20 protein-coding genes are annotated in these 25601 nt (G+C 67.7%); 11 read left to right on the forward strand and 9 right to left on the reverse strand.

Annotation, left to right across the window (positions count from 1 at the left end):
- The first annotated feature begins 15 nt into the window (after positions 1-15).
- Both FB464_RS13960 and pgm read left to right on the forward strand, forming a co-directional pair.
- Positions 16-1365, forward strand: a complete 1350-nt coding sequence (locus FB464_RS13960) for an Ig-like domain-containing protein (protein ID WP_116413313.1) — start codon at positions 16-18, stop codon at positions 1363-1365.
- 117 nt (positions 1366-1482) lie between these two features.
- Positions 1483-3108 (forward strand): phosphoglucomutase (alpha-D-glucose-1,6-bisphosphate-dependent), encoded by a 1626-nt coding sequence (gene pgm, locus FB464_RS13965; RefSeq protein ID WP_116413312.1) that lies wholly within the window; start codon positions 1483-1485, stop codon positions 3106-3108.
- A 66-nt stretch (positions 3109-3174) separates the two neighbouring features.
- Here the strand turns inward: pgm and FB464_RS13970 are convergent, their stop codons facing one another.
- Positions 3175-4113, reverse strand: a complete 939-nt coding sequence (locus FB464_RS13970) for a M15 family metallopeptidase (RefSeq protein ID WP_116413311.1) — start codon at positions 4111-4113, stop codon at positions 3175-3177.
- Positions 4114-4235: 122 nt separating this feature from the next.
- On the reverse strand, positions 4236-5108 hold the full coding sequence (locus FB464_RS13975) for an amidase domain-containing protein (protein WP_116413310.1): 873 nt from the start codon (positions 5106-5108) through the stop codon (positions 4236-4238).
- Between the two features lie 145 nt (positions 5109-5253).
- Between FB464_RS13975 and FB464_RS13980 the strand changes: the two genes are divergently transcribed.
- Positions 5254-7107, forward strand: a complete 1854-nt coding sequence (locus tag FB464_RS13980; protein ID WP_425472425.1) for an MDR family MFS transporter — start codon at positions 5254-5256, stop codon at positions 7105-7107.
- 45 nt (positions 7108-7152) lie between these two features.
- Here FB464_RS13980 and FB464_RS13985 read toward each other — a convergent pair whose 3' ends face one another.
- On the reverse strand, positions 7153-8019 hold the full coding sequence (locus tag FB464_RS13985; protein ID WP_116416393.1) for a DNA-methyltransferase: 867 nt from the start codon (positions 8017-8019) through the stop codon (positions 7153-7155).
- Positions 8020-8100: 81 nt separating this feature from the next.
- Here FB464_RS13985 and FB464_RS13990 point away from each other — a divergent pair, with 81 nt between their 5' ends.
- Complete coding sequence (locus tag FB464_RS13990) at positions 8101-8388, forward strand: GNAT family N-acetyltransferase (RefSeq protein ID WP_116413309.1); 288 nt, start codon at positions 8101-8103, stop codon at positions 8386-8388.
- A gap of 48 nt (positions 8389-8436) precedes the next feature.
- Entirely contained in the window at positions 8437-8859 is a 423-nt protein-coding gene (locus tag FB464_RS13995) for a VOC family protein (protein ID WP_116413308.1), read from the forward strand.
- Here FB464_RS13995 and lplAB read toward each other — a convergent pair whose 3' ends face one another.
- From lplAB to FB464_RS14020, 5 genes are read right to left on the reverse strand one after another with little or no spacing between them, the layout of a single operon-like run.
- Complete coding sequence (lplAB, locus tag FB464_RS14000) at positions 8860-9909, reverse strand: lipoate-protein ligase LplAB (RefSeq protein ID WP_116413307.1); 1050 nt, start codon at positions 9907-9909, stop codon at positions 8860-8862.
- A 9-nt stretch (positions 9910-9918) separates the two neighbouring features.
- On the reverse strand, positions 9919-10758 hold the full coding sequence (locus FB464_RS14005) for an alpha/beta hydrolase (protein WP_116413306.1): 840 nt from the start codon (positions 10756-10758) through the stop codon (positions 9919-9921).
- A gap of 19 nt (positions 10759-10777) precedes the next feature.
- Positions 10778-11623: a transglutaminase family protein gene (locus tag FB464_RS14010; RefSeq protein ID WP_116413305.1), complete on the reverse strand. Its 846-nt coding sequence runs from the start codon at positions 11621-11623 to the stop codon at positions 10778-10780.
- Positions 11620-12552 (reverse strand): alpha-E domain-containing protein, encoded by a 933-nt coding sequence (locus FB464_RS14015; RefSeq protein ID WP_116281361.1) that lies wholly within the window; start codon positions 12550-12552, stop codon positions 11620-11622. The genes FB464_RS14010 and FB464_RS14015 overlap by 4 nt, the downstream gene beginning before the upstream one ends.
- The gene (locus FB464_RS14020; RefSeq protein ID WP_116413304.1) at positions 12552-14285 is read right to left on the reverse strand and encodes a circularly permuted type 2 ATP-grasp protein; all 1734 of its coding nucleotides are present in this window, start codon (positions 14283-14285) and stop codon (positions 12552-12554) included. Before FB464_RS14020 ends, FB464_RS14015 begins: the two co-directional genes overlap by 1 nt.
- Positions 14286-14450: 165 nt before the next feature.
- On the opposite strand from FB464_RS14020, the gene FB464_RS14025 reads away from it, so the two are divergent.
- From FB464_RS14025 to FB464_RS14035, 3 genes are all read left to right on the forward strand, one after another.
- Complete coding sequence (locus FB464_RS14025; protein ID WP_116413303.1) at positions 14451-14942, forward strand: hypothetical protein; 492 nt, start codon at positions 14451-14453, stop codon at positions 14940-14942.
- Between the two features lie 78 nt (positions 14943-15020).
- Positions 15021-19172, forward strand: coding sequence for a beta strand repeat-containing protein (locus FB464_RS14030; RefSeq protein WP_142206715.1), 4152 nt, complete (start codon positions 15021-15023; stop codon positions 19170-19172).
- Positions 19173-19197: 25 nt separating this feature from the next.
- Entirely contained in the window at positions 19198-19839 is a 642-nt protein-coding gene (locus FB464_RS14035) for a hypothetical protein (protein ID WP_116413301.1), read from the forward strand.
- Between the two features lie 13 nt (positions 19840-19852).
- Here FB464_RS14035 and FB464_RS14040 read toward each other — a convergent pair whose 3' ends face one another.
- A complete protein-coding gene (locus FB464_RS14040) occupies positions 19853-21889 on the reverse strand; it encodes a bifunctional aldolase/short-chain dehydrogenase (protein ID WP_116413300.1) in 2037 nt (678 codons plus the stop codon).
- A gap of 222 nt (positions 21890-22111) precedes the next feature.
- On the opposite strand from FB464_RS14040, the gene FB464_RS14045 reads away from it, so the two are divergent.
- From FB464_RS14045 to FB464_RS14055, 3 genes are read left to right on the forward strand one after another with little or no spacing between them, the layout of a single operon-like run.
- A complete protein-coding gene (locus tag FB464_RS14045; protein WP_116413299.1) occupies positions 22112-22960 on the forward strand; it encodes a DeoR/GlpR family DNA-binding transcription regulator in 849 nt (282 codons plus the stop codon).
- Complete coding sequence (locus FB464_RS14050) at positions 22957-24528, forward strand: rhamnulokinase (protein WP_142206716.1); 1572 nt, start codon at positions 22957-22959, stop codon at positions 24526-24528. Before FB464_RS14045 ends, FB464_RS14050 begins: the two co-directional genes overlap by 4 nt.
- The gene (locus tag FB464_RS14055; RefSeq protein WP_170151826.1) at positions 24525-25562 is read left to right on the forward strand and encodes an autoinducer 2 ABC transporter substrate-binding protein; all 1038 of its coding nucleotides are present in this window, start codon (positions 24525-24527) and stop codon (positions 25560-25562) included. Before FB464_RS14050 ends, FB464_RS14055 begins: the two co-directional genes overlap by 4 nt.
- The last annotated feature ends 39 nt before the right edge of the window (positions 25563-25601 follow it).

Genomic DNA, 25601 nt, shown 5'->3' on the forward strand with positions numbered 1-25601 from the left:
ACCGACACGAAGGACATGAGCGCCTGGGAGGTGCTCAACAATCCGCTGCTGTTTCCGACGTCTGATGCCAACTACGACTGCACCCCATCCGTGAACGGATCTAACCTCTGTGCGCGGGCGACCGACAAGACTCCCGCGCCCGGCATCGCCGGCTCAACCTTGAAGCAGCTCAAGGATGAGGCTCATCGCGGAAGCGTCCTCAGCTGGACCGAGGATGACACCGTGAACTGCATGAGTGTGCTGCAGTGTTTCAAGACCACAGTTGTCTTTCCGAAATTCATCGCCGAGGCGATCTACACATACGGCAACAATGGCGAACTCAACACGCCGGACGTCTTCTGGTACAACACGGATGGCAAAGGGGCAGGCAACGGAGGCTCCTACATCGGGATGTCGCGGGGATTTCTCACGACCGAGGCCGTCAATGCGGCACTCGAACCAGCAGGCTCAGCGTCAGTGTCTTCGACGATTTCACCCGGATCGGTCGTCACGAAGGGCGGCCGGGCCGACTACACGGCTACGGTGTGGGCCGACACCGCCGGCTCCAGCGTGGTGCGTCTCCACTTGGACGGGTTGAAGGATCCTGTGGAAGGCAAAGTGCCGTCCGATTGGATCCGGTTCCCCTCCAACGACGCGTCGACGATCAACTACCTGGTGCCACACATGAATGCGGGCGACGTTCAGACTGCGACGCTGCATTTCACGATCGACGGATACCGAGGTGTCGGTGTCACTGCGACCGCCAATGACGCATCCTCCCGCTCTGAGGTGTCGGTGACCCCGGAAGCACCGGTGTGCACGACGCCGGACACGGCCGACGGCAACCCGATCGCGGTCGGCGGGTCGCAGCCCACGGTTCTCGAGGGGCTGCACTGCTCGGTCGCGTCGGACTCGACGCTCGACGTCTGGGTGCCGGCCGGGCGCGACATCAAGAAGCTCAGCGTGTCGGGCGACCAGATCCGGTACGTGCCTGCCAACGAGGCCTTCCGCGGCGAAGAGACCATCTACCTGATGGCCCGCAATGAGGGTGGCATCGCGAGCGCCCCGATCCCGATCACCGTGAACGTTGTCGACAAGGCCGCACCCGTCGACGACGAGTACACGGTGAAGATGGAGGAGCGCACGACTCTGGATGCCGCACACGGCCTCATGGCGAATGACATGTTCCCGGGCGGCGCCGCCGCATGGACCGTGGTCAGCAACGGTGTCGAGGCTGACGGCGCGATCCGGATCGGCGATCACGGGGAACTCACGATCGAGCCGGGCCGCCACTTCACGGGCGACCTCACCTTCGAGTACAAACTGGCCGCGGCTCACGGGCAGGGCACCGATACGGCAACCGTCACCATCCACGTCGTCGAGTAGCCGACAGCGCCCCGGCGGCACGGTGGTCTTCTCCTCCACAAGCGGAGGGGAAGACCACTTTTGCACAGATCAGGCAAGTGCTCGCCGGGCGGAGCCGCCGAATGCCAAGATGAAGGCATGAACGAGCGCGCCGGGCTGCAGGCCCTCCCCGAAGACCTTGTCGATGTCGATGCCCTGGTGTCGGCGTACTACGAGTTGAAGCCCGATGTGACGAACCCTGAGCAGAAGGTGATCTTCGGCACGAGCGGCCATCGCGGCTCGTCGCTCGACACGGCATTCAACGAGAACCACATCCTCGCGATCACGCAGGCGATCGTGGAGTACCGGGCGCTGCAGGGAATCACGGGGCCGCTCTTCATCGGCCGCGACACCCACGGGCTGTCGAAGCCCGCCGAAGACACCGCCCTCGAGGTACTGAACGCCAACAACGTGACGGTGTGGACGGATTCGAGGGACAGTTACACGCCGACTCCGGCGGTGTCCCACGCGATCCTGCGTTACAACAACGCCGCATCGGGGCACTCCGACCAGGCCGACGGCATCGTCATCACGCCGAGCCACAACCCGCCCCGCGACGGCGGCTTCAAATACAACCCGCCGCACGGCGGGCCGGCCGACTCGGATGCGACCGGGTGGATCGCCGCCCGCGCCAACGAGTTGATCGAGGCCGGGCTGGTCGATGTGCTCCGCGGGGAGGCGACTCCGAGCGACACGTACGACTTCCGTGAGCACTACGTCGCCGACCTGCCGAGCGTCATCGACGTCACGCGCATCGCCAAGTCGGGCATCCACATCGGCGCAGACCCGCTCGGCGGGGCGAGCGTCGAGTACTGGGAGCTCATCGGGGAGCGCTTCGGCCTGAACCTCGAGGTCGTCAATACGACGGTCGACCCGCAGTGGGCCTTCATGACGCTCGACTGGGACGGCAAGATCCGCATGGACTGCTCCTCCCCCTACGCCATGGCGTCCCTGGTGGAACGTCGGCACGACTACGACATCTCGACCGGCAACGACGCGGATGCCGACCGGCACGGTGTTGTGACGCCCGACGCCGGGATCATGAACCCGAACCACTATCTCGCCGTCGCGATCCAGTACCTCTACAGCAACCGCACCTCGTGGCGGCCCGACGCGGCGATCGGCAAGACGCTGGTGTCGTCCACAATGATCGACCGGGTCGCGTCGTCGCTCGGCCGACGTCTCTGGGAGGTGCCGGTCGGCTTCAAATGGTTCGTGCCCGGTCTCATCGACGGAAGCGTCGCGTTCGGCGGTGAAGAGTCGGCCGGAGCGTCGTTCCTCCGCTTCGACGGCACCGTCTGGACCACCGACAAAGACGGCATCATCCTCTCGCTGCTCGCGTCGGAGATCCTCGCGGTCACCGGCAAGACGCCGTCGCAGCTGTACGCCGACCTCGTCGCAGAGTTCGGTGACCCCGTCTACGAGCGCATCGACGCTGCCGCCTCGAAGGCCCAGAAGGCGCAGTTGGCGAAACTCGACGGCAACGACATCCCCGCTTCGACCCTTGCTGGCGAGGCCATTGTCGCGAAACTGAGCCGGGCACCCGGCAACGATGCAGCGGTCGGCGGGGTGAAGGTCGTCACCGCGAACGCCTGGTTCGCCGCTCGCCCCTCCGGCACCGAAGACGTGTACAAGATCTACGCCGAGTCCTTCCTCGGGGCTGAGCACCTGAAGGAGGTGCAGGCGGAGGCGAAGGTCATCGTCGACGGCGCGCTGGGCGCGTAGCGCCCGCCGCCTGCGGGCGTCGGCGGGCGTGCTTGCCACGGTGAGCAGCCGACTGGGGGCCGGGGGTCAGCCGCCGTAGTCGGGGGCGGCCGGGAGGCCGAAGAACTCCTCGAGGGTCGAGACGCCGGTGTTGTGCATCTCCGTTGCGAGGTCGACTCCGACGTAGCGGAAGTGCCAGGGCTCGTACTCGTAACCCGTCACCGCGGTCTTGTCGGCGGGGTACCGCAGGATGAAACCGAAACGGTAGGCGTTCGCCGCGAGCCACACGCCTGACGGCGCGCTGCCGAAACAGGGTGTCTCAAGGTCGCAGCCGCTGGAGGTGTCCATGATGTCCATGGCGAGTCCGGTCTGGTGCTCACTGAAGCCGGGACGCGCACTGGTCTGGTCCGCCCCGGCGACACCGAGCTGGCTGACGTAGTGACCATAGGCCCGCACCTGCACGCCGTAGTCGCGGTAGCCGCTCTGGGCGACCAGCTGCGTTCCGACCTCAGCCTTGTCCGCGACGAACATCGAGTGCAGGGCATCAGCGGCGTCGGACCGCAGCATGTACCCGAGCGGGTCGGGCATGTCGCCCGGCAGGTCGACGAGATCCGGTGGTTCGAAATTGGCGCCGTCGGCGATCGGGCGCTGCTTGTTCACGACGACCCAGATGCTGTTGGGGTCGTCGATCGAGTTCGCCGTCTTGTCGAACGCAGGCGGCGCGGGCGGAGCCGCGGGCACCGAAGGGGTGGGCGCGAGGCTCGACGTGGGCGTTGAGGAAGCCGACGGAGCAGCGCTGGCACCGGGATCCGGCGAAGTGGTCGATCCCGGCAGCGCCGCCGCTGCCGCGCCCGCCTGGAACTGGTGCGCGACCGCGCCCAACGCGATCACCGTTCCGCCCACGAACACGGCGACCACGACGACGATCAACACGGCGGCGAGGATGCGCCGCGTCCGAAGTCGGCGGCGGCGATCATCCTGAGCAGGCGGCGACTCGCGGGAGAGCGGGTACCGCGGCCGGGCCATCGAAGTAGATCGCGAAGAAGAAACCGGTGGCGCATTCCGCCGCTCGGCCCCGCGGGGCCGGCGATCGGGCGGGACATCATCGGACACCCGCCCAGTGTAGAGGGATCAGGCGGAAAGCAGCATCAGGCGATGCTGTAGAAGTGGGCCGTGCCGCCGGGGTTCTCGACCGTGATCGCGCCGTCGAAGTCGCGGTACTGGGCGTCGACGGTGTGCCCGACGAGCTTGATGGCGTTGGTTCCGTCGGGGTTCACATCCACCCGGGAGACGAGCATGGTGTGGTCCACACCGTTGTCGTTCTGCGGGTCCCAGTCGAACATCACCACGTCGCCCACCTTCACGGAGGCACGTTGCGACAGGTCGAGCCGCGTGGTGTCGGGACGCGAGTTGAGGTAGTCGTCCATCTCGTTGCCGCGGATCCAGCTGAAACTGTAGTCGCCGGTGGTCGCGTAGTTGCTGTACCAGTTCTCATCCTGCTGCCAGCCCCGCGCGAGGAGGGTCTGGTTGACGAAGTTGCCGCAGTCGTTGTCGCTGAACTTGCTCCATTCCGCCAGGTTGTAGTTCTGCCAGTAGGTGAAGGCGTACTGGAGCTGGCGATCGACAGCCGTGACGGCCTGGTAGGAGAAGGCGGTACCGGCGTCGAGGCTGGTTCCGTCTGCGAGGGCCAGGGCGATCGGGGCGGTCGCCGGCTGGTAGTCAACCGCGGCCGGTGTCACGAACGAGACCGCACCGGCCTCGTCGACGGCGAAGGATGTCGCGGCGGTGCCGCCGACGGTGACCCCGACGACGTCGGCGAGCCCCGATCCCGTGAGGCTCACAGCCGTGCCGCCCGTGAGCGGCCCGGTCGCGATGCTCGCCGCGGTGACAGTGGGTGTGACGGCCGCTGCCGCGGTCGGGGCGGATTCACCGAACGCGTTGCTGTCGGTGCAGCCGGCGAGGGCGAGGAGTCCGGAACCGGCAATCAGAGTAATAAATGTGCGTCGCGTAGTAATTGTCACCGTCTAACAACAACATACATACCTATGAATAACCTCAGGGTTGCAATTGCAAGCCCTGCCGGGGTAGAAGCTTGCCGTCTTGCAACGAAGTTTCGTCGGGTGTAACTTTGCACTCCACGCAAACTTTCTTCAGATCAGGACATCCATGTCACGCACAACCACGGCCGGCCAGGCCCGGGCCCAGTCGATCAAGGACGCTGGCGGTGTGATGACCCACCGCCAGATCCTGGTCATCATCTTCGCCCTGATGGCAGGCATGTTCCTGTCCGCACTCGACCAGACCATCGTCGGCACCTCGATGCGCACCATCGCCGACGATCTCGACGGGCTTGCGCTCCAGGCCTGGGTCACGACGGCCTACCTGATCCTGTCGACGATCAGCACGCCGATCTACGGAAAGCTCTCCGACATCTTCGGCCGTCGACCGCTGTTCATCATCGCCATCAGCATCTTCCTGATCGGATCGCTGCTGTCGGGCCTCTCGACCTCGATGTACGAGCTCGCCATCTTCCGCGGCATCCAGGGCCTCGGCGCCGGTGGACTGATGGCGCTCCCGCTGGCCATCATGGGCGACATGCTCGCCCCGCGCGAACGGGCGAAGTACCAGGGCTACTTCCTGGCGACCTTCGGAATCGCGAGCGTCATCGGCCCGCTCCTCGGTGGGCTGCTCTCCGGCGCACCCGAGATCATCTTCATCACCGGCTGGCGCTGGGTGTTCCTGATCAACATCCCGATCGGCATCGTCGCGCTCGGTGTCGTGCTGCGCTTCCTGCACCTCCCGTTCACGAAGCGCCCGGGTGTGCGCATCGACTGGTGGGGCGCAGTCACCGTCATCGTCGCCCTCGTACCGCTGCTGCTGATCGCCGAACAGGGCCGCGAATGGGGCTGGGGATCGGGTGGGGCGTGGGTCTGCTACATCCTCTCGGCCGTCGGAATCGCCGCCTTCCTCTTCGTCGAGAGCCGCATGGGCGATGATGCGCTGATCCCACTGAAGCTCTTCCGGTCATCCACCTTCTCGGTGGCAACCGTTCTGGGTGTGCTCGTCGGGTTCGGGATGTTCGGAGCCCTGCTCACGTTGCCTCTCTACCTGCAGCTCGTGAAGGGCGCGACGCCCACCGAGTCGGGCTTCCTGATGCTGCCCATGATCCTCGGGCTCATGACCGCGTCGATCGTCAGTGGCCAGCTGATAGCCCGCACCGGTCGGTACAAGAAGTTCCCGGTCATCGGCACCGCGCTGATGGCCATCGGATTCTTCATCATGACCTTCCTGCGGGTCGACACCCAGCTCTGGTACGTGATGGTCGGCATGTTCATCATCGGCCTCGGGCTCGGCCAGATGATGCAGACGCTGACCATCGCCTCGCAGAACTCGGTCGGGCCGCGTGACATCGGTGTGGCGACGAGCGCGTCGACGTTCTTCCGCCAGATCGGCGGAACGCTGGGCACCGCCGTCGTGTTCTCGTTCATCTTCACGCGCCTGCCGCAGACCGTGACGGATGCGTTCGCCCTGCCCTCGACGCAGGCCGGCATCGCTGCGGCGGCGCAGGATCCGGCCGTGATCGGCAACTCTGCCAACACGCAGATCCTCGGCTGGATCCAGACGCAGGACTTCACCGCGATCAGCAACGCGCTGAACGGCGACACCTCCTTCCTGAACGTGATCGACCCGCGCCTGGCGTTCCCGTTCCTCAGCGGGTTCTCCTACGCGATCGCCTCCGTGTTCTGGATCACCATGGCCGTCGTCACGGTCGCATTCGTGCTCGCGCTGTTCCTGAAGGCGCCTCCGCTCCGGCAGAAGTCGGCCATGCAGGAGGCGAGCGATCTGGATGCTGCGGAGGGAGTCCTGGCCGCCGAGGCACTCTCCGCCGCCAACGCCACGGGCGCGATGGTCGAGCCCGGCACGAGCGACGAAAGCGACCGGGGACCGGTGGAACCGGCATCCGGAGCCGCACAGGCAGCCGCACCCGCAGCAGCGCACGCACCGAAGCACGGGGCCTGACCCCCGGGGCGCTGCGCCCGCAAGAACGCCTGCCGGCCCGACCTCCTATTCGAAGGTCGCGGCCGGCAGGCGTTTCTGCATGACCGCGATCGCCTCGGGGTTCTGGTCGATCAGAATGAACCGCCGACCGAGCGCCGACGCCACGGCACCCGTCGTTCCGCTGCCCGCGAAGAAGTCGAGCACGAGGTCGCCCTCCCGCGACGACGCCTGCACGATGCGGCGGAGCACGCCTTCGGGCTTCTGGGTGGGGTACCCGGTCTTCTCGCGGCCGGTCGGCGACACGATCGTGTGCCACCAGACGTCCGTCGGGAGCTTTCCCCGCGCCGCACGCTCCGGGGTCACGAGCCCGGGCGCCATGTACGGCTCGCGGTCGACCGTCTCGGAGTCGAAGTAGTAGCCCTGCGGGTTCTTCACGTAGACCAGGATCGTGTCGTGCTTCGTCGGCCAGCGCGTCTTGGCCTTGGCGCCGTAGTCGTACGCCCAGATGATCTCGTTGAGAAAACTCTCCCGCCCGAAGAGCGCATCCAGAAGCACCTTCGCGTAGTGCGCCTCGCGGTAGTCGAGGTGCAGGTAGAGGGTTCCGTCGTCGGCGAGCAGGCGCCAGGCCTCGAGCAGGCGAGGTTCGAGGAACTCCCAGTAGTTCTCGAACGCGTCGTCGTAGCGCAGCAGGTCGCCCTTGATCCGGTCGTAGCTGTTGCCTTTGAAGCCGGTGATGGATCCGGTTCCGGCCGCCGATCGCACGGCGGTGGTGCCCTGTCGCCGCTGCACGCGCCCGGTGTTGAAGGGCGGATCGAGGTAGATCAGCGTCACGGATCCGCTCTCGAGCGTCGGCAGCACGTCGAGGTTGTCGGCCCGGATGACGCGGCCATCCGCCCCCGCCGCCATCGGGTTCGGGCGGGGCAGGGTGGGCATGCTCTCATTGTCGCAGTCCTTCCGCCACCCCCGGAGCGTCGAATCGAACACTCAGGGAGCCAGGCGTACTGTCGAGGAGAAATGAGCACTCAGATCCGTCACGAAGCTGACCACCACCGTTACGTTCTTGTCGTCGACGACCGTGAAGCCGCGCTTGCGGACTACCGCACGGAGGGCGACGCCATCGTGTTCACGCACACCGAGGTCGACCCGTCACGCCGCCAGAGCGGCCTCGGCGGCAATCTGGTCAAGGGTGCGCTCGACGACGTGCGCATCAACACCGGGCTGAAGGTCGTTCCCGAGTGCCCGTTCGTCGCCGAGTGGATCGATGTGCATCCGGAGTACCACGAGCTCGTGGAGCGAGGTTAGCCGCACGAGGCTGGACCCCGACAGCCCTGAGTCACTATCATCTTCGGCATGGCTACCAACAACATCTTCGTGAACCTGCCGGTGGACGACCTCGAGGCGTCGAAAGCGTTCTACACCGCTCTCGGCTACACGCTGAACCCGAACTTCTCCGACGAGAAGGCGGCCTGCGTGGTGCTTTCCGACTCGGTCTACATCATGCTGCTGGTCAAACCGTACTTCTCGACGTTCACCGACCGTGAGGTCGTCGACCCGAGGAGCCAGGTGGGTTCGCTGAACTCGCTCGGTGTCGACTCACGCGAGGAGGTCGACCGATTCGCCGAACGGGCGGTGGCGGCCGGTGGCGCCGAACTGAACGAGCCGCAGGACTTCGGGTTCATGTACTCGCGCGACATCGAAGACCCCGACGGGCACGGCTGGCAGATCATGTGGATGGACCCGGTGGCGCAGCAGAACGGCCCGCCCAGCGAGTAGCTAGGGAACGCGCTCGATCCACTCCCGGGTACCGAACTTGCTCTCGACCAGAGCGGCGGCCTTCGCGTACTCGTCGTCGGTGACGTCGCCGGGGGTGGCTCCGTAGAGCGAGGTGAAGGTGGCGATCATCCGGTCGATGATCTCCTCGCGGCTGAGGCCGGTCTGGCTGCGCAGCGGATCGACCCGCTTTGCGGCGGACTTGGTGCCCTTGTCGCTCATCTTCTCGCGACCGATGCGCAGCACCTGCACCATCTTCTCGCCGTCGATGTCGTAACTCATGGTGACGTGGTGGAGCACCGCACCGTTGCCGAGGCGCTTCTGCGCTGCCCCGCCGATCTTGCCGCTGGGGCTCGAGATGTCGTTGAGCGGAACGTAGCTGGCGTCGATTCCCAGCGATTTGAGCGCGACCAGCACCCATTCGTCGAGGAACGCGTAGGAGTCGGCAAAGTTGAGGCCCTGCACGAGGTCGGCCGGGGCGTAGATGGAGTAGGTGACGACCGATCCGGCCTCCATGAACATCGCACCTCCCCCACTGACCCGGCGCACGACGTCGAAGCCGTACTTCGCCGCGTTCTCGGGGTCGACCTCGTTCTTCAGCGACTGGAAGCTGCCGATCACGACGGCAGGCGAATCCCATTCCCAGATGCGGAGGGTCGGCGCGCGGCGGCCCTCGCCCACCTCGACGGCCAGCACCTCGTCGAGAGCCATCTGCATGACGGGCGGCACGGCTTTCGAATGGATGACCTGCCAGTCGTAGTCGCGCCAACTCGTCGCCTTGGCGAGCGACCGGCGGATCGCGACGGCGACCCCCTCGGCGCTGAAACCGAGCATGGTCACGTCCTTCGACAGGGCCGCCTTGATCGCGGCGGCGATCGCGGAGGCCTCGCTGTCGGCGGAGAGCCCGTTCACGGCCCGGTTGATGTCCTCGAGTGCGCTGTCGGGTTCGAGGAAGAAGTCGCCGGCGAGCCGGAAGTCGGCGAACACCCCGTCCCGCACCTCGAGGTCGACCACGACCAGCTTGCCGCCCGGAACCTTGTATTCACCATGCATGGCTTCAGCCTAAACCGCATGGGCGGCCAGCCAGGCGAGGAGGTCGGCGACGACCTCGTCGCGGTTGGTCTCGCGGAGCACCTCGTGGCGGGCATCCGGGTACAGGTGCACCGTGACATCGGTGAGACCGCCGCGCCGGTACGCCGCCGCGAGCTTCTGGGCGCTCTTCTCCCCGCCGAGGATGTCGTCGGTTCCCGAGAGGATCAGCACGGGCAGGTCGCTGTCGAAGTGACGTGCCGGGCGGCCGAACAGGCGGAGCCCGTCTGCCAGGCCGAACAACTTCAGCACCTTCGCTTCGAACATGAACTCGTCGGCCGCAGCTGCCGTCTGCACGGCCACGTCGCGGCTCAGCCACTCGTAGCCGTGACCCCCGCCGGGCGGGCGGTGGCGGCGGCTGAGGTCTCCGCCGTCCATGGATCCGGGCATCCGGTACGCCGAACCGACCAGCACGAGCCCGGCGTAGGGGCGCGATGAGCCGTTGACGATGATCTGCGCCATCAGTGAGCCCCAGCTCTGGCCGAGCAGGAAGAGTGGCAGGCCCGGGTTCTTGCCCGCGATGAGGGCGGTGAACTGGCGGATGCCCGCCATCGTCGCCCGCAGCCCGCCGGGGCCGAGGCGACCGAACTGGGAGCGGTCGCCGTGGTGCTGGTCGAGCCCGGTCTGGCCGTGGCCGCGGTGGTCGTTCGCATAGACGGAGTACCCCGCGGCGTTCAGCTCGCCCGCGAGCTCGACGTACCGGCCGGCGTACTCGCCGAGCCCGTGCGAGAGCTGCACCACTCCGCGCGGGTTCTCGACCAGCCAGCGGTAGTAGGCGATGCGAACGCCGTGTTCGTCGGTGAAGTGGGGCACACGCCCACCCTACCGAGACTCAGGACTCGCGCGTGATCTCGACCTTCACGAAGAGGCGCGAGCCGAACGGACCGGCGTACACCCCGCGGAGCGGTGCCACGTCGTTGTAGTCTCGGCCGCGCCCCACGGTCACGTGCCGGTCGCCGATGTCGATCGAGTTCGTCGGGTCGAAGCCGCGCCAGTCGCCGCAGAACCATTCGACCCAGGCGTGGGACTCCCCCGTGACCGTCTCGCCGATACCGGCCGACGGCTTGGGGTGCAGGTATCCCGACACGTATCGTGCCGGGATACCGACCGACCGCAGAGCCCCGAGCGCGATGTGGGTGATGTCCTGGCAGACGCCCTTCTTCTCCACCCAGGCCTCGCGCGCGTTCGTGTGCACGCCCGTCACACCCGTCATGTACTCGACCTGGTTGCCGATCTCGGCACAGATGGCAAGAGCGGCGTCGCAGACGTTGTCATGTTCGTCCGCGATTCTGCGAGCCAGCGCCGCGACCTCGGCCGGCGGTTCGGTGAGCTTCGTCTGCTTCACCTGTTCGATGGTCGACGTCACCCGCGCGGCCGCCTCGTGAAGCGACTCCCAGCTGAGGGTGTGCGGTGGATGCACGCGGGGGCGCACCTCGATCAACGAGTTCGCCGTGAGGGAGAGCTCCTTGTGCGGCGTCAGCACCTCGAACGACGACACCCGGGTGCCCCAGTAGTCGAGGTAGCTGTGGTTCGACGACAGCGGCGAGATGTCGAGGTTGGAGTACAGCACGAACTGTCCGTCGGAGGAGACGGGGAGCATCCGCGCCTCGTTGTACGACGCACCGACTTCGCCTTCGTAGCGGTAGCCGGTGACGTGCTTGATCCGGAGGCGGTTCATACGTTCTCTCCCACCCAGCTCGGTGCGGCGTTCGTCGGGAAGTACCGCTGGCGGATGGCCTCGGATGCCTCGCTCGTCGCCTCCTGCACGAGGTCCATCTGGTGCGGGAGGTCGTGCAGGATGTCCATGATCGGTCGGTACTCCAGTTGGCTGCGGATCTGGCCGAGCAGGCGCTGCGCCTGGTCGGTGACCGCGAGGCGGGTGTTGCGCGGCTCGATGTCGCGGAGGCTCTGCTCGGCGCGCGACACCGAGTAGAGGATCGAGCGCGGGAAGAGACGGTCGAGCAGCAGGAATTCGGCGGCGTTCCGCGCCGACGGCACCCCGCGGTACGTGCGGAGGTACGACTCGTAGGCCCCGCACGAGCGGAGGATGGTGGTCCACGACGGCCCCGAGGCCTCGGTGAGCGACCGGGTGGCGAGCAGCCGCGCCGTCATGTCGGCCCGTTCGAGCGACCGGCCGAGGGTGAAGAAGTGCCACGCTTCGTCTCTGGATGCTGCGGACTCCTGGATACCGACGGCCAGAGCCGAACGCTCCCTGACCCAGGCGAAGAACTCGTGCGTCTTCTCGACGGCGATTCGGCGCGGCATGCGCGCCCGGGTCGTGTTGAGGCACTCCCAGAGCTCGGTCGAGACGATCTCGCGCGCGCGGCGGGCGTTCTCCCGGGCGGCACCGAGCGAGTAGGCGATCGACGCCGGCTGGGTACGGTCGACGGCGAGGATGTCGAGCACATCCGCGCGCGTCAGCTCGTGGTCGTCCGGCGGGATGTCGGCCCCCATGACGGCGAGCAGCGAGCGGCAGGCGAGGTTCTCCTCGATCCACGGGTCTTCGAGCAGCAGCTGCAGGTGCACGTCGAGGATGCGTGCGGTGCCGTCGCTGCGTTCGATGTAGCGCCCGATCCAGAACAGGCTCTCGGCGATTCGGCTCAGCATCAGCGGTCACCCTCGTGGTCGGTGCGGGCATCCGGAGCCTGGACGACTCCCGGGAGGGGGAGCTGCAGCGGCGCGCCGAGGCGCACCTGCTGCTGCTGCTCCTGCTGGTCGTGGTGGGACCGAGGCTTGTCGTAGGGCGAATGGTCGGGCGTGTGTTTCACGATCGGGATGGCCTGGGTGTTGGCTGCCTGGTCGGCCACCAGCCCCTGGATGTTCTGCGCGACCGGCGCCGTGCCGTCGATCGGTGAGAATCCGCCGGCGAAACCGACCACCCAGGTGTCTTTCGACCCGCCGCCCTGCGACGAGTTCACCACGAGCTCACCCTCGGGCAGCGCGACGCGGGTGAGCCCGCCGGGCAGCACCCAGATGTCCTTGCCGTCGTTGACGGCGAACGGGCGGAGGTCGGCGTGCCGCGGCCGCATGCCGTCTTCGACCAGCGTCGGGATCGTGGAGAGCTGGATGACCGGCTGCGCGATCCAGCCGCGGGGATCCTTGATCAGGCGTTTGCGAAGAGCGTCGAGTTCTTTCTTCGAGGCGGCGGGCCCGACGACCAGCCCCTTTCCACCCGAACCGTCGACGGGCTTCACGACGAGTTCGTCGAGCCTGTCGAGCACCTCCTCGAGCGCTCCCGGGTCTTCGAGTCGCCAGGTGTCGACGTTCGGCAGGAGCGGTTCCTCGCTGAGGTAGTACCTGATCAGGTCGGGGAGGTAGGTGTAGACGAGCTTGTCGTCGGCCACGCCATTGCCCACCGCGTTGGCGATGGTGACGTTGCCGAGCCGGGCGGCGAGCAGGATGCCCGGGGAGCCCAGCATCGAGTCCGCGCGGAACTGCAACGGGTCGAGGAACTCGTCGTCGACGCGCCGGTAGATCACGTCGACGCGCGTCGGCCCCGCCGTCGTGCGCATCCAGACCCGGCCGCCCGAGCAGAACAGGTCGCGGCCCTCGACGAGCTCGATGCCCATCAGCCGCGCAAGCAGGGTGTGCTCGAAGTACGCCGAGTTGTAGACGCCGGGTGTCAGCACGACGACGTTCGGGTCTTCGACGCCTTCCGGAGCGGATGCCCGCAGCGCCTGCAGCAGTTTGTTGGGGTAGTCGCCGACCGGCCGTACCCGCATCGACACGAACAGCTCGGGCAGGGTCTGAGCCATGACGCGGCGGTTGGAGATCACGTAACTCACGCCGGAGGGCACGCGCACGTTGTCCTCGAGCACCCGCCAGGCGCCCTGCTCGTCGCGGATCAGGTCGATGCCCGAGACCTGGATGCGTACGCCGTTCGCGCTCACGATGCCCGCCGCCTCACGGTGGAAGTGGCTCGACGAGCTCACGAGGCCGGCGGGGATGACGCCGTCGCGCACGGCGTTCTGGGAGCCGTAGATGTCGGCAAGGAAAGCCTCGAGCGCGCGGACGCGCTGCTTGATACCCGCTTCGACGCCGACCCATTCCTTTTGTTCTATGACGCGCGGCACCGCATCGAGCGGGAACGGACGCTCCTCGCCGGCGAAGTCGAAGGTCACACCCTGGGCGAGGTATGAGCTGGCGAGTGCGTCGGTGCGACCCCGCAGTTCCTCCTGCGTCATGCGGGCGAGAGCGTTGTAGATGTCCCTGTACGCTGCGCGGGCCTCGACCGGCGACGACGAGTCGGGCTCGGGGAACATCTCGTCGTAGGCGTGCGCACCTTTGATCGGCTTGCGGGGCAGGAGTGTGGCGCCATAGCCGGCGAACAGGTCAACCATGGTGTGAGCCTAGCGTCGCGGTGTTGCCGGTGTGTTTCCGGGAAGGCCCGCTGCTCCAATACACCATTGGGGTGAGTTAGCAAAATCCGTACCCCCCGAAGTGGTTGGATACTCCGGAACATCGGTCGTCGATGTCTCACATCGAAACCGACAGTTGGGGAAGTCATGTCCAAGCACGTCAACAAGAAAAAGCGTATCGTCGCGATCGTCACCGCCGCAGTGCTGGTGCTCGGAGGAGGCGGCGCCGCCTTCGCCTACTGGACCTCGACCGGTACCGGTAACGGAACAACCACGACCGGCACGAGCGTTGCGTTCGCCGTCGCACAGACCACGACCGCCGGTGGCCCCCTCACGCCCGGCGGGCCGCAGGAGACGGTCTCCTTCACCGTCACCAACCCGGGCACAGGCAACCAGCGACTGAACGCCGTCGCCGTCACCATCGAGAACACCGACGCCACCGCGTTCTCCGTGACCGTGGGCGGCAACCCCGCCTGCACCGCAGCGGACTACACGATCGGGACCATCACCGTGCCGACCGGCGACATTGCGCCCGGCGCACTCGTCACCGGCACCGTGGCGATCACCATGAACAACCTGGGGACCAACCAGGACTCCTGCAAGCTCGCGGTCGTCCCCCTGCACTACGTCGCCAGCTAGCTCACCGACCGCGTGACATCCGCTTCGCAGTACCGGATGCCCCGCCCTTCAGAAACAGGTCGAACGGCGAGCTGAACCATGAGCGCCGCACCACCCCGTCACGGCAGGCGTACCCACAGATCATCGTGGGTGCGCCTGCCGTTCGGCGTGCGTGCACGCTCGCAGTCGTGGCTGAGCGGGATGCTTGTGCTGCTCCTGCTCGCCGTCGGAACCCTCGCCGTCGGAGTGACGGCTGACGCCTTCTGGCGGAGCACCGGGCAGACTGCCGGGTCGGCGACCACGGGAACCCTGAACCCGCCGACCGCCGTCACCGCGTCGGCCACCGCCGGCACCTCCACTGTGAGCGTCGGCTGGACAGCGTCGACGGGCCTCACGACGCCGACGGGGTACTACGTCACGCGCACCTCGGGCGGAACGACGACAGCAGCCTGCGGCAGTTCGGCCACGACCCTTCTCTCCGCGACATCCTGCACCGACTCAGGCGTTCCCGACGGGAGCTACACCTACACCGTCACGGCGGTCTTCCGCACGTGGAGCGCGCCGAGTGCCCCGAGCGGCTCGGTCACGATCCTCGTGGCGACGAAGCTCGCGTTCGGCACCCAGCCGAGCACCACGGTGGCGGGAACGACCATCACCCCCGCGGTGACCGTCGCACTGCAGAGCGTTTCTGGCACTGCGGTGCAGATCGCCAACGTCGCAGTGACGATCGCACTCGGCACGAACCCGGCAACCGGCACGCTCTCGGGAACCCTCACCGCGAACACGAACGCGAGCGGTGTGGCGACCTTCTCGTCGCTCTCGATCAACAGGTCCGGCGTCGGCTACACGCTCGTGGCGACGAGCTCCGGCCTGACAGCGGCGACGAGCTCGGCCTTCACCGTCACGCCGGCCGCGGCGACGAAGCTCGTCTTCACGTCAGCGACCCGCTCCGCTACCGCCTCGGCCACCACGAACGGCAGCGCCATCACCGTTCAACGCCAGGACGCGCTCGGCAACCCGGCGCCGGTGGCCGGCGCGACCACGCTGACCCTGTCGTCGAACTCGGCGGGCACGGCGGTGTTCGCGCCGACGAGCGGTGCGGCATCCAGCACCGTCAGCTTCGCCGCCCTGTCAAGCACCGCCACGTTCTACTACGGCGACACCGCGGCAGGCTCACCCACCATCACCGCCGCGATCGCCGGGCTCACTTCGGCGACGCAGACCGAGACCGTCACCCCCGCTGCCGCCTCGAAACTCGTCTTCACGTCGGCGAGCAGCAGTGCGATCGCCTCGGCGACGACCAACGGCAGCGCCCTCACGGTGCAGCAGCAGGATGCGTTCGGCAACCCGGTCGTCTTCGCTTCCCTCACGACTCTCGGGCTGACCTCGAGCACCACGGGCACGGCGGTGTTCGCGCCGACGAGCGGTGCGGCATCCGGAACCGTCAGCTTCGCCGCCGGAGCGAGCACGGCGACCTTCTACTATGGCGACACCGTGGCGGGCACACCGACGGTCACCGCTGCTGTCGCGGGTCTCACCTCGGCGACGCAGAACGAGACCATCACCGCGGCGGTCGCCTCGAAGCTCGTCTTCACCTCGGCAGCACTCACGTCGAGCGCATCGGCGACGACCAACGGCACCGCGATCACCGTTCAGCGGCAGGATTCCTTCGGCAACCCCGTCGTCTTCGCCTCCGCGACGACACTCGGGCTGGCATCGACGACGACGGGTACGGCGGTCTTCGCCCCCACCTTCGGTGCTGCGGCCACGACGGTGACCTTCGCGGCCGGTTCCAGTACAGCGACGTTTCACTACGGCGACACCAGGGCGGGCAGCCCCACGATCACGGCGACGGTTGCCGGTCTGACCTCCGCGACGCAGGCCGAGACCATCACGGCGGCAACAGGGTCCACGCTGGTCATCACCTCCGCGCCGAGCAGCCAGGTCGCCTCCGCGACCACGAACGGCAGCGCGATCACCGTGCAGCGGCAGGACGCGTTCGGCAACGCAGCGCCGTTCGGGTCGGCCACCACGCTCGGGCTGACCTCGAACTCCACGGGCACAGCGGTGTTCGCGCCGACGAGCGGTGCGGCATCCACGGCCGTCACCTTCGCCGCGGGTTCGAGCACCGCCACCTTCTACTACGGCGACACCAAGGCCGGCAGCCCCACGATCACAGCCGCCGTGGCGGGGCTCACATCCGCCACCCAGACCGAGACCGTGACGGCGGCGACCGCGACGAAACTCGTGTTCACGTCGACCGCTGCCAGCCAGGCTGCCTCGGCGACGACGACGGGCAGCGCGATAACCGTGCAGCGCCAGGATGCCTTCGGGAACCCCTCGGCCGTGGTCGGGGCGACGACACTCACGCTCACCTCGAACTCGGCCGGGACGGCCGTGTTCGCGCCGACGAGTGGTGCAGCATCCACGGCCGTCAGCTTCGCCGCGGGTTCGAGCACCGCCACCTTCTACTACGGCGACACCAGGGCCGGCACACCGACCATCACCGCGACGCTCTCGGGGCTCACCTCGGCGACCCAGGCGCAGACCGTGACGGCTGCGGCAGCATCGAAGCTCGTGTTCACGACGACCGCCAGCAGCCAGGCGGCCTCGGCGACCACGAACGGCAGCGCGATCACCGTGCAGCGCCAGGACACGTTCGGGAACCCCTCGGCCGTCGGCGGGGTGACGACGCTCACTCTCACGTCGAACTCGACCGGCACCGCGATCTTCGCGCCCACCAGCGGGGCGTCCGCAACGGCCGTGACCTTCGCGGCGGGCTCCAGCACAGCGACGTTCTACTACGGCGACACCCGGGCCGGCACACCGACCATCACAGCCGCTCTGGCGGGGCTCAGCTCGGCGACGCAGAACGAGACGATCACCGCCCTCGCCGCGTCGAAGCTAGGCTTCACCTCGGCTCCGTTCACGGCCAGCGCATCGACGACCACGAACAGCGGCGCGATCACCGTGCAGAGGCAGGACGCGTTCGGCAACGCGATCACGTCGGGCACCGCGACCACGCTGACCCTCACGTCGAATTCCACCGGGACCGCGTTCTTCGCCCCTACCAGTGGCGCCAACGCCACGGCGACCGTGACGATCCCGGCCCTCTCCGACACGGGGACGTTCTTCTGCGCCGACACGAAGTCGGGCACTCCGGTGATCACCGCGGCCACCTCCGGCCTCACCTCGGCCACCCAGACCGAGACGATCACGGCCGCGAGCGCGACGAAGCTGGTGTTCACGTCGGTAGCCTCGTCGGCCATCGCGTCGGCGACCACGAACAGTTCCGCGATCACGGTGCAGCGCCAGGACCAGTTCAGCAACCCGGCAGCCGTCGCCTCGGCCACCACGCTGACCCTGGCCTCGAACTCCACCGGCACCGCGATCTTCGCCCCGACCAACGGCACCGGCGGATCGGCTGTGACCTTCGCTGCCACCTCGGACAGCGCGACCTTCTACTACGGCGACACCAAGGCGGGCACGCCGACGATCACGGCATCGCTGTCAGGCCTCACCTCTGCGACGCAGGCCGAGACGATCACCGTCGCGGCCGCTGCGAAACTGGCGTTCACCTCGGCTGCGTTCAGCGCTGTCGCCTCGACGACGACCAACAGCAGCGCGATCACCGTGCAGCGCCAGGATACCTTCGGCAACGCAGTGATCGCCGCGGCGGCAGCGACCCTGACACTCACCTCGGACTCCACGGGACAGACGATCTTCGCCCCGGCGACTCTGGCGACCAGCACGGCCGCCGTCGCGATCCCGGCGAACGCCAGCACCGCCACGTTCTACTACGCAGACCGCAAAGCGGGCACACCCACCATCACTGCAGCCCTGTCGGGACTGACATCGGCAACGCAAGCCGGGACCATCACCGCCGCGGCCACTGCGACGCTGAGCTTCGACCAGGGTCCACCGGCCACCATCGCATCGGGTGTGGCCTTCTCGGCACTCCGGGTCCTGTCTGTCGACGCCTTCGGCAACCCGACGACGACCACGGTGACCCTGACCATCGAGAACAATCCGTCTCTGGCGGGACTCGGCCGCCTGTACAACGCCGCGAACCAGTCGACGGTGCCGATCACCGTGACCACGGACAGCGTGACGGGTCTCGGTAGTTATGTGGGTGTCAAGATCGCCGGCGCGCTCCTGTCGCTCGGCGCCGGAGGTTCTCCTTACACTCTGCGGGCGGCGTCAGGCTCCGTGTTCGTCATCAGCAGCGGCTTCGCCGTGACCGGGCTCTGATGCGGGCCTCGAACGGGGTGAGCGCGTGACCGGCGCCGCGAGCTGCGAACTGTCGAACACCGGGCTGCCCGTCGCCGCGTTCGTGATCGTCGGGCTAATTTTCCTGCTCGCCGGGGTGGCCGCATTCGTGGTGTTCGGCGCGCGGGGCCGGCGGGCCCGCGCTGGCGGTGCGCTGGTGCTGCTTCTCGTCGTGGCCGGGACTCTCGGGGTTGCCGGCGGAGCGCCTTCCGCGCAGGCCGCGTCGGTGGGCGCAGCCGTCACGACAGCTGACGACTGTCCCGACGGCGGCGGCGCCAGCGGCGGCGGAGGCGGCGGCGGCGCGGACAACACGCTCACGATCATCCAGACCTCGGTGAACACCGGGATCGTGCCGGGCTCGACGCCTACGACGCTGGCCGGAACCATCACCAACTATGGCACCGCGAGCGCCCCCATCACCACCGTGACCGTGTCGATCGAGAGCGTCTCGAAGGCGCCCGGGGCGGTCGACGGGCCGTGCGACGCTAGCGACTACGTGCTGCGGGACGCCGCGATGCCGGTCGGACGCACGCTGGCACCCGAGGAGGCGGCCGGGTTCAGCGGAGCATCCATCGGGTTCAGTGAGAAGGGCACGAACCAGGACGCCTGCAAGAGCGCCACCCTGCACCTGCTCTACGTGAGCTCGTGACGGAACGGGCGGGCTAGCGGAGGAACGCCGCCGCGACCCCGGCGTCGACCGGGATGTGGAGGCCCGTGGTGTGGCTGAGGTCGGCGCTGCAGAGTACGAACACCGCGTTGGCGACGTTCTCGGGCAGCACCTCGCGCTTCAGCAGGGTGCGCTGGGCGTAGTACAGGCCGAGCTCCTCCTCCGGTACGCCGTAGGTCGCGGCGCGCTTGGCGCCCCAGCCTCCCGAGAAGATGCCCGATCCGCGCACGACGCCATCGGGGTTGATGCCGTTGACCTTGACGCCGTAGCCTCCGAGCTCGGCGGCCAGCAGGCGCACCTGGTGGGACTGGTCGGCCTTCGTCGAGGAGTAGCCGATGTTGTCGGGCCCCGCGAAGATCGAGTTCTTCGATGAGATGTAGACGATGTCCCCGCCGAGTTTCTGGTCGATGAGCACGCGCGCGGCGGCCTTCGAGACGAAGAACGATCCCTTCGACATGACGTCGTGCTGGATGTCCCAGTCCGCCTCCGAGGTTTCGAGCAGCGAGCGCGCCAGCACCAGGCCGGCGTTGTTCACGACGAGGTCGAGCCCGCCGAATGCCAGCACGGCGGCGTGCACCGACGCGATGACCTCCGCCTCGCTGGTGACGTCGGCCTTGACGCCGATCGCGACATCCGTGTTCCCGATCTCGGCGGCTGCGGCCTGCGCCTTCGCGAGGTCGAGGTCGGCGATGACGACACATGCGCCTTCCGCCGCGAGGCGGTGCGCGATGGCCTTGCCGATACCGGATGCCGCTCCGGTCACGAGGGCGATGCGGGTGGCGAGCGGCTTGGGCTTCGGCATCCGCGCGAGCTTCGCCTCCTCGAGCGCCCAGTACTCGATGCGGAACTTCTCGGCCTCGGAGATCGGCGCGTACGTCGACAGCGCCTCGGCGCCGCGCATCGCGTTGATCGCGTTGACGAAGTACTCGCCGGCGACCCGGGCGGTCTGCTTGTTGGCGCCCCAGCTGAACATGCCGACGCCCGGGATCATGACGATCGCCGGGTCAGCACCGCGAATCGCGGGCGAGTCGGCGGTGGCGTTGCGGTCGTAGTAGGCCTGGTAGTCGACGCGGTACTGCTCGCCGAGCTCGGCAAGACGAGCGACCGACTCCTCGACCGTCGCGGTGGCCGGCAGGTCGAGCACGAGCGGCTTGACCTTGGTGCGGAGGAAGTGGTCGGGGCAGCTGGTGCCCAGGTCGGCGAGCCGCGGGTGCTCGGTGCTGCTGAGGAAGTCGAGCACCTCGGGGCTGTCGGTGAAGTGGCCGACCTGCACCTTGTCGGTCGAGACGAGGGCACGGATGTGCGGCGCCAGCAGCGCCGCCTTCGCGCGCCGTTCCTCCTCGGGGAGGGCCTCGTAACCCGCAAGCACGGGGCCGAACGGCTCGGCCCTGCCGTGTTCGGCGATGTACGCCTCGGCGGTGTCGACGATCCAGAGCGAGTTCGCCTCGGCCTCGTCGCTCGTGTCGCCCCAGGCGGTGATGCCGTGTCCGCCGAGGATCGCGCCGATCGTGCCGGGGTTCTCCGCCTTGATACGGGCCATGTCGAGGCCGAGCTGGAAGCCGGGGCGACGCCAGTCGACCCACGCGACCCTGTCGCCGAAGATCGTCTTCGTGAGCGCTTCGCCGTCGGCCGACGTCGCGACGGCGATGCCCGAGTCGGGGTGGAGGTGATCGACATGCGCTGCGTCCACGAGAGCGTGCATGCTCGTGTCGATCGACGGGGCGGCCCCGCCCTTGCCGAACAGCACGTACGGGAAGGCCTCGATCATCTCGTCTTCGCGCTCGACGCCGGGGTAGACATCCACCAGGTCGCGGAAGCGGTCGAGGCGGAGCACGGAGAGACCGGATTCGGTCAGTGTTCCGAGGTCCCCACCCGACCCCTTCACCCAGAGCAGCTCGACCGGCTTGCCGGAGGCGGGGTCGATCTCGGTGCCCTTCGCTGAGGTGTTCCCGCCGGCGTAATTCGTGACCCGTGGGTCGGAGCCGAGCCGATTCGACCGTGCGATGAGGTCGGCTTTCGGGGTGGATGTCATGACGGGAGTCCTTCGACGATGGAGGGTGTGGGGGGCGGGGCCAATCTACGAGCACGAGGTGGACCTGTCAAGCGAATCGCTTCGCTTCGAAAGTCGTTTCTCTTTCGTAACCTTTCAATCGTTGACGCAATGTTTACTTTCGGATAGGTTCACTCCAACGACGAAAGGTACCCGCTTTCGACCGGTCACCACTCTTCGCCACTGCAGCCGAACGGAGCAACGATGTCTGAGAACTACGACTTCGTGCGTGAAGAGGTCATCCTTCACGAGCTCACCCTGACCGGGCGGGTCATGGTCAACGACCTCGCCCGCACGCTCGGCGTCTCGACGGTCACGGTTCGGAAAGACCTCGACTCCCTCGAGAAGCGCTCGCTGCTCCGCCGGGTGCGGGGCGGCGCCGTCGCCCCCTCGACCGGTGAAGAGGGCGCTTTCAGCGAACGGATGCGCCGCGACTCGACCGCGAAGAGCCTGCTCGCGAAAGAGGTTGCGAAACTCGTCGACGACGGCGACGTCATCGCGATCGACTCCTCCACCACCTCCTACTACCTCGCGCAGGAGCTGCTCGAGCACCGCGACCTGATCGTCATCACCTACGGCCTCCGCGTGACGATGCTGTTCATGGACCACTCGAACGCGACCGTGGTGGTTCCGGGCGGCGTGCTGCGGCGGGCATCCGGTTCCCTCGTCGGCGCGTTCTCCGACGTGCTGAAGGGCCGCGGCCGCATCGACAAGGGCTTCTTCGGCCTGGCCGCCGCCTCGACCGAACTCGGCATGCTCGAACTGGTCGCCGAGGAGGCCACCTCCAAGCGCAGCCTGATGGCCTCCTGCGACGAGATCTACGTCACCATGCCGTCGTCGAAGATCAACGGTTTCGGCCTGCACTCGTGGGGCACCCCGGCCGAGATCACCCGGCTGTTCACCGACGAGCGCGCCACAGACGAGTTCGTCGCCGCCTGGACCGAGGCCGGCTCCCCCGTCACCCGCGTCGAGGGCACGGGCGCCTCGCTCGACAACGGCGAGCGCTCGATCGACGCCGTCACCTCCCGCGCCCTCCGGGCGGTCGACGAGTGACCGGCCTCACGGTGGCCGCCGTCGACCTCGGTGCGGAGAGCGGGCGCGTCGCCGCAGCCCGCTTCGACGGCAGCCGCATCGACCTCGAGATCGTGCACCGGTTCGCGAACACGCCCCGGGAGACCGGCGGCTGGCTGCGTTGGAACGCGGATGCCCTGTGGGACGACATCGCGGAGGGCCTCGGCATGCTGGGCGGGCGCGAGAGCGTCGCATCCGTGGGCGTCGACACCTGGGGCATCGACTACGGGCTCTACCGTGACGGCGTGCTGCTCGACGACCCCGTCACCTACCGCGACGCGCACCACGTCGAAGCGTTCGAACGGGCTGTCGCCGAGTTCGGCAGTGACCGGCTGTACAGCGCCACGGGCATCCAGCTCATCGAGATCACGGCCCTGTTCGGGATGCTCGCCGATGCCCGCGAGCGCCCGGAGCTCCTGCAGGCCGCCGACCTGATGCTGATGATGCCCGACGTCTTCCACAACAGATTGAGTGGCAGCCGCGTCACCGAGTTCTCGGTCGCGTCGACCACCGGACTCTACGACCTCGCCTCGGGGGGCTGGGCCCTCGGCCTGTTCGACGAACTCGGGCTCCCGTCGCACTTCCTCCCCACCGTGGTTCCCGCGGGCACCGATGTCGGCCGGATCATCGGCGACCTGGCCGTGGCCGGCCTGTCGAAGACCCGGGTCATCCTGCCCTCGGCGCACGACACCTCGAGCGCCGTGCTCTCGATCCCGAACGCCGGCGCAGACACGCTCTTCATCTCCTCGGGCACGTGGTCGCTCGTCGGCGTCGTGCTCGACGAGCCGATCGTGACGCGGGAGTCCCGCCTGCTGAACCTCACGAACGAGGGCGGCTACGACGGCCGCGTGCGGTTCCTCCGGAACGTGATGGGCCTCTGGGTGCTGCAGGAGTGCCGGCGCCAGTGGCAGCGCGAAGGTGTCGACGTGAGCTACGAACGGCTCGTCGAACTGGCGGATGCCCAGGCCCCCCTTGTGAGCGTCATCGACCTCAACGCGACCGAGTTCCTCGCCCCGGGCGACATGCCGGCGCGCATCCGGGCGTACTGCGCCAGCCGGTCGATCGTCGTGCCCGCCACCATGGGCGAGATCGCCCGCGCCATCTTCGACTCTCTCGCCCTCAGCTACCGCCTGGTGCTCGAGGACATCGAACAGCTGACGGGCGTCCCCATCACCTCCATCGCTGTCGTCGGCGGGGGCGGCCTGAACGCACTGCTGCAGCAGGCCACCGCCTCGGCCACCGGCCGCCCGGTCGTCTGCTGGGCGAAGGAGGCGACCGCCCTCGGCAACGCCGCGGCCCAGCTGCGGTCGCTCGGCGAACTCGACTCGGTCGAACAGATCTGGGGGGTGGCAGCCGCGAGCACCCGCACGCGCTCGTTCCAGCCACAGCCCGACAGCCGCTGGGATGACGCGGCCCACAGACTTCGGAACCTCGAACGCGCAGAGACTGCGCGCCGGGGGCTCGGGGATTCCTACCAGGAACTCACACTCCACCACGAGGCAGGTCGCACAGTCGCGCCTGCCCGCACAACAAGAGAGGCAACACAGTGATCAGCAAAAAGAAAGTCATCGCCGTCGGTGCGATCGCACTCGCCGCCGTTCTGACCGTCTCGGGCTGCACCAGCCGCACCGATTCATCGTCAGGCAGCAGCACCTCCTCGGCTGCGGCCGGTGGCAAGATCACCGTCGCATTCGTCCCGAAGCTGCAGGGCATCCCGTACTTCGAAGCGATGAACGCCGGTGGCAAGAAGGCCGCAGAAGACCTCGGCATCACCTGGCTCTATCAGGGCCCGACCACCGCCGACGCAGCAGCGCAGGCCGACATCGTGCGGTCGTACATCCAGCAGAACGTCTCCGCACTCATCGTGGCCCCCAACGACCCCGACTCGATGGCCCCCCTTCTCAAAGAGGCCGCCGACAAGGGCATCAAGGTGCTGACCGCTGACACCGACGCGCCCGACTCCGTGCGCGAGGTGTTCGTCAACCAGGCCTCCGTCGAAGGTATCGGCGAGGCCCTGACCGACCAGCTGATGACCGCGATGGGCGGCAAGGGCAAGTACGCGATCGTCTCCTGTGGCGAGACCGCGGCCAACCTGAACGCGTGGATCGCCGTGCAGAAGGCGTACACCGCCTCGAAGTACCCGGACGCGACGCTCGTGAACGTCGTCTACGCCGGTGAAGACCAGGCTGCTGCGACCTCGATGGCAACCGACCTGATGAACGCCAACCCCGACCTCACCGGTCTCGTCGGCGAGTGCACCTCGTCCGCTCCCGGCGTGGCACAGGCTGTCAAGGATGCCGGCAAGATCGGTACCGTCTTCACCGACGGCCTCGGCACGCCCCAGTCGATGGCTCCGTACCTGAAGGACGGCTCGTCCAGCGCCTCGATCCTCTGGGACGTGCAGAACCTCGGCTACCTCGCCGCCTGGACCGGCAACGAGCTGGCGACCGGCAAGACCCTGGCTGCCTCGAACGACGTCAACGCCGACCTGAAGGGTGTCGCCTACGACTCCGCTTCGAAGGTGCTCCTGCTGGGTGACCCGCTGGTCATCACCAAGGACAACGTCGACACGTTCAGCTACTAAGCACCACCCCTGGGGGTGCGGATGCTCGTCACGGGCATC

The organism is Subtercola boreus, from assembly GCF_006716115.1.
Classification (GTDB): domain Bacteria; phylum Actinomycetota; class Actinomycetes; order Actinomycetales; family Microbacteriaceae; genus Subtercola; species Subtercola boreus.

What these genes read in the sequence shown, in the direction of transcription:
- FB464_RS13960 (WP_116413313.1), top strand. Translation starts at nt 16, where the DNA reads ATGAGCGCCTGGGAGGTGCTCAACAATCCGCTGCTGTTTCCGACGTCT.
- pgm (WP_116413312.1), top strand. Translation starts at nt 1,483, where the DNA reads ATGAACGAGCGCGCCGGGCTGCAGGCCCTCCCCGAAGACCTTGTCGAT.
- FB464_RS13970 (WP_116413311.1), bottom strand. Translation starts at nt 4,113, where the DNA reads ATGGCCCGGCCGCGGTACCCGCTCTCCCGCGAGTCGCCGCCTGCTCAG.
- FB464_RS13980 (WP_425472425.1), top strand. Translation starts at nt 5,254, where the DNA reads ATGTCACGCACAACCACGGCCGGCCAGGCCCGGGCCCAGTCGATCAAG.
- FB464_RS13985 (WP_116416393.1), bottom strand. Translation starts at nt 8,019, where the DNA reads ATGCCCACCCTGCCCCGCCCGAACCCGATGGCGGCGGGGGCGGATGGC.
- FB464_RS13990 (WP_116413309.1), top strand. Translation starts at nt 8,101, where the DNA reads ATGAGCACTCAGATCCGTCACGAAGCTGACCACCACCGTTACGTTCTT.
- FB464_RS13995 (WP_116413308.1), top strand. Translation starts at nt 8,437, where the DNA reads ATGGCTACCAACAACATCTTCGTGAACCTGCCGGTGGACGACCTCGAG.
- lplAB (WP_116413307.1), bottom strand. Translation starts at nt 9,909, where the DNA reads ATGCATGGTGAATACAAGGTTCCGGGCGGCAAGCTGGTCGTGGTCGAC.
- FB464_RS14010 (WP_116413305.1), bottom strand. Translation starts at nt 11,623, where the DNA reads ATGAACCGCCTCCGGATCAAGCACGTCACCGGCTACCGCTACGAAGGC.
- FB464_RS14015 (WP_116281361.1), bottom strand. Translation starts at nt 12,552, where the DNA reads ATGCTGAGCCGAATCGCCGAGAGCCTGTTCTGGATCGGGCGCTACATC.
- FB464_RS14020 (WP_116413304.1), bottom strand. Translation starts at nt 14,285, where the DNA reads ATGGTTGACCTGTTCGCCGGCTATGGCGCCACACTCCTGCCCCGCAAG.
- FB464_RS14025 (WP_116413303.1), top strand. Translation starts at nt 14,451, where the DNA reads ATGTCCAAGCACGTCAACAAGAAAAAGCGTATCGTCGCGATCGTCACC.
- FB464_RS14030 (WP_142206715.1), top strand. Translation starts at nt 15,021, where the DNA reads ATGAGCGCCGCACCACCCCGTCACGGCAGGCGTACCCACAGATCATCG.
- FB464_RS14040 (WP_116413300.1), bottom strand. Translation starts at nt 21,889, where the DNA reads ATGACATCCACCCCGAAAGCCGACCTCATCGCACGGTCGAATCGGCTC.
- FB464_RS14045 (WP_116413299.1), top strand. Translation starts at nt 22,112, where the DNA reads ATGTCTGAGAACTACGACTTCGTGCGTGAAGAGGTCATCCTTCACGAG.